This is a genomic window from Streptomyces sp. FH025, assembly GCF_017427025.1.
GTDB lineage: Bacteria > Actinomycetota > Actinomycetes > Streptomycetales > Streptomycetaceae > Kitasatospora.
This window is the reverse complement of sequence record NZ_JAFLNG010000942.1, coordinates 1-2,403: the sequence shown is the minus strand read 5'-3', so window position 1 is coordinate 2,403 and position 2,403 is coordinate 1. Positions and strand designations below refer to the sequence as shown.

Sequence of the window (2,403 nt, the reverse complement as noted above, 5' to 3'; positions counted from 1 at the left end):
CTGCGGCGGGCTGAGCAGGAAGGAGGTCGCCTCCACCGGCCCCGGCGCGGGCTTCGCCGCCCCGGCCGGGTTGGCCACGACCGGCCGCCCGTACACCTCCTCGTACTGCCGGACCACCTCGTTGACGGGCAGCGCGGGCCACAGCGTGCTGGCGCCCGAGTCCCGGGCGATCACCAGTCGCGCCTCACCCGAGCCGCCCGAGCCGTGGGCCGCACCGGAGGCCGTCCCGGCGGCCGCGTCGCCGGGCGGCACCGCCCAGCAGACGAAGCCCAGGTCGAACTCCCTGACCCGCACCTCGCGCCGCTGCCCGTGCGGCACGCCGCCGTTGATCCACTCCTCGGCGAGCTCATGCGCCTGCGCGTACGTCACCACGCCCGGTTCACCCCTGTCCGCATCCTCTTCGTCCCCCGCTCCACCCGCACCACGACGCCCACTCCGGTCAGCCCACCGGGACGGCCCGGGCGAACCCGCCGTCCACCATCAGCTCGGCGACCGTCTCCAGCTCCGGCGGGCTGCCGGCCAGCCGCAGCAGGAAGGCGTCGAAGTCCTCCCCGCAGGGCAGCAGCAGCCGGGCGCAGCGGTCCTCCGGGGCCTCCGGCGCGCCGGTGTCGCGGGCGTCGTCGTACAGGTGGAACCAGACCGAGCCGGTCCGGTCGCCGCGCACCTTGAGCGCGACGATGCCGCCCTGCGCGTAGGCGATGCCCAGGTAGTCCTTGGTGAGGTGGTCGCGCAGGCACTTGTTGGCGTACACGACGTCCTCGGTGCCGTACTCCTCGGTGAGGGTGAGGAACGGCTGGTCGAGCAGCAGGCCCAGCTCGGTGTCCAGCGCCACGCCGACCGGGGCGCGGCCGCCGCCCAGCTTGAGGAAGGTGCGGTAGGCGCCGGGCAGCCCGTAGCCGAGGCGCTCCTCGGCGCGCTGCACCAGGTCCTCGGGGACGCCGATCGGGTCGCCGCCGTCCTTGGCCAGCGAGAAGTGGACGGGCCGGCGCTCCTGCAGCGGGCGGGTGCCGCGGCGGGTGTGGTCGGCGGGCGAGACGGCCAGGCCGCCGTGGTGCCGCAGCAGGGCCTTGACCTCGACCGGGACGAGTTCCATCCGGCGCCAGCCGGGGGCGGCCCGGCCGACCGCGTGGTGCCAGGTCCAGCCGGGCGGGGTGGCCACGGCGGTCTCCAGGTCGGCCCAGAGCGGGTGGCCCTGGGTGAACAGCGCGGCGTTGGCCGAGACGTAGTCGGTCAGCCGCAGTTCGTCCACGCCGAAGCCCTCCGGCGGGTCGGCGACCTCGGCCGCCGCGGCGGCGTACGGGCCGAAGTCCGGGTATCCGGACTCGTCCACCCGGACCCCGGCGGGGTGTCGCTCCGCACGGACCGGGTCCGGGAACTGCACCACCTGACCTGCGTACGCCGCGTTCGGTGCGGCGGCGACGCCGGGCCGACCTGTCGTCATCTGGGAGCCCCCACTGGCTGCTGCAAATTCTCGGTGCGCTTGCTGGGCACCAGCCTAGGGCCTGCCTTCGAACTCCCGCCCTGCGGGCGGACGACGGGGGGAACGACGGGAGTTCGAGGACGGGCCCCGGGGTTCGCCCTCTCCCGCCCGGCCGAGCCGCTCGTGCGCGCGCTCCTCCCGGGCGCCGCGGTCGCCGATCAGCCGTACGGCGTCGGCGAGTTCGTCGTCGTCGGTGCGGGCCGCCCCGGCGCCGGGGCGGTGATGCGCCCGCCCCGCGGCCTCAACGTCCGGCGCGGGTACCGGAGTCGGCCCCTCCGGCAGGTGTCCGAACGGCCGCTCTCGTACGGGTGTTCGCCCATCCCGCACCCCGGTTGTGCACTTGTCGGACCCGGATGACAGGCTTGCCCCGGACAGGCAGGAACCGACAGGAACCGGACCGCCAGGAACGAGCAGGAGGACGACGGATGACCACCGGTGAGCCGGCGGGCCCGCCCGTGCTGCGCCACCACCGCGACAGCCTGCTGCCGGCCGTCGCCGCCGCGCTGTCGCTCAAGGGCGGCGAGGTGCACACCCTGGCCGGCGACAAGGACGACCGGCGCCCGGTCCTGCACGCGCTGGTCGGCGACTTCCTGGACACCCTGCCCGTCGAGGCCCGCGAGCGGTTCACCGGCCGCTGTCCGGAGGCCGTCCTGCTCTCCCAGTACCTGACCACGGTCGACGGCAAGCGCTCCAAGCGCGCGGCCCGCAAGCCGATGAGCCTGCACGAGGCCCGCAAGGCGCTCAAGGGCGCCCGGATGACGACCGTCCGGATCCGCGAGGAGGGCGACCCGGCGCACGGCACCCACGCCCCGCCGTGCCGCTCCTGCGCTCCGATGCTGGAGCACTTCACCGTGCTGAGCGTCGCCGTCGGGCCGCCCGCGCGCTGACCGTCCGACCGTCCGTGCGGCGGGCCGACCACGCAC

The 2,403-nt window shown here is 75.5% G+C and carries 2 protein-coding genes and 1 pseudogene; 1 reads left to right on the top strand and 2 read right to left on the bottom strand.

What is annotated here, in order from left to right:
- Positions 1 to 372: pseudogene (locus tag J0670_RS35950) on the bottom strand (hypothetical protein); the annotation flags it as partial.
- Between the two features lie 67 nt (positions 373 to 439).
- Positions 440 to 1,441, bottom strand: a complete 1,002-nt coding sequence (locus tag J0670_RS35945) for an HNH endonuclease (protein WP_207816875.1) — start codon at positions 1,439 to 1,441, stop codon at positions 440 to 442.
- Positions 1,442 to 1,905: 464 nt separating this feature from the next.
- Here J0670_RS35945 and J0670_RS35940 point away from each other — a divergent pair, with 464 nt between their 5' ends.
- The gene (locus J0670_RS35940; protein WP_243438006.1) at positions 1,906 to 2,367 is read left to right on the top strand and encodes a YwqJ-related putative deaminase; all 462 of its coding nucleotides are present in this window, start codon (positions 1,906 to 1,908) and stop codon (positions 2,365 to 2,367) included.
- Positions 2,368 to 2,403 lie beyond the last annotated feature (36 nt).